Below are 836 nucleotides of genomic sequence, written 5' to 3' on the forward strand. Positions count from 1 at the left end.
TGCGGCAACGGCGCGGCAGGCGGCGCGGGCGGTGCAATCGGCGTCGGCACGGGTGACTTCAACATGGCCAACACCATGACGAGCGTCGCCCAGTCGGCAGCGGGCATCCTCGTAGCCAACCAGAACAGCGGTATGGCTTCGCTGGTGCAACAAGCCGTCACGGTCCAGGCCAACCTGACCGTCGGTCGCTAATCCTCATCAGGAGGCTTTCATGCGTAAGACTCTCTTGGCATCAGCAGCCATCGTCGCGCTGGGCTTCAGCGGCTATGCGATGGCCAATCCCTGCTCCAGCGGCGACTGGTCTTGCAACCAGAAGGCGAGTGGCGGCAACAACTCACTGTCGAATACGGCTTCGTCATCGCAGACGAGCGGCACGGGCGACAACGCGAACGAAGTGACCGGGTACGGAAGCGTCACGCAGGATTCGTGGAATAGCACCAAGGCCGTCGCCGTCAGCAAGCTTGACGGCAGCGTGTCCCATGTCCGCGTCACCGGCATCGGCAATGTCGCGACGAACTACGGCAGCGTCAATGGCGGCAAGGGCGGCGATGGGGCCAAAGGCATCGGCGGCAAAGGCGGCAGCGCCGGAGCCGGAGGTGGCTATGGCGGCGATGGCGGCAACGGCGGCAAGGCCATTGCCGGCGACGGCGGCAACTCGAAGGCATCGGGCGGCGACGGCGGCTACGCGAAGGCGTCGGGCGGCGACGGTGGCTGGTCGAAGGCGTCGGGCGGCAAGGGCTATGGGGCCGGCGGCGATTCCGGCGCGAAGGGCGGCAGCGCGGGAGCCGGCACGCTCGCCGAAGGCGGCAATGGCAGTGGCAAGGCAGGTGCACTTG

2 pseudogenes are annotated in these 836 nt (G+C 67.2%); both read left to right on the top strand.

What is annotated here, in order from left to right:
* Nucleotides 1–192: pseudogene (locus G3N95_RS40380) on the top strand (hypothetical protein); the annotation flags it as partial.
* A 19-nt stretch (nucleotides 193–211) separates the two neighbouring features.
* A pseudogene (locus G3N95_RS40385) lies at nucleotides 212–836 on the top strand (hypothetical protein); the annotation flags it as partial.

Source organism: Paraburkholderia sp. Tr-20389 (assembly GCF_017104565.1).
Classification (GTDB): Bacteria; Pseudomonadota; Gammaproteobacteria; order Burkholderiales; family Burkholderiaceae; genus Paraburkholderia.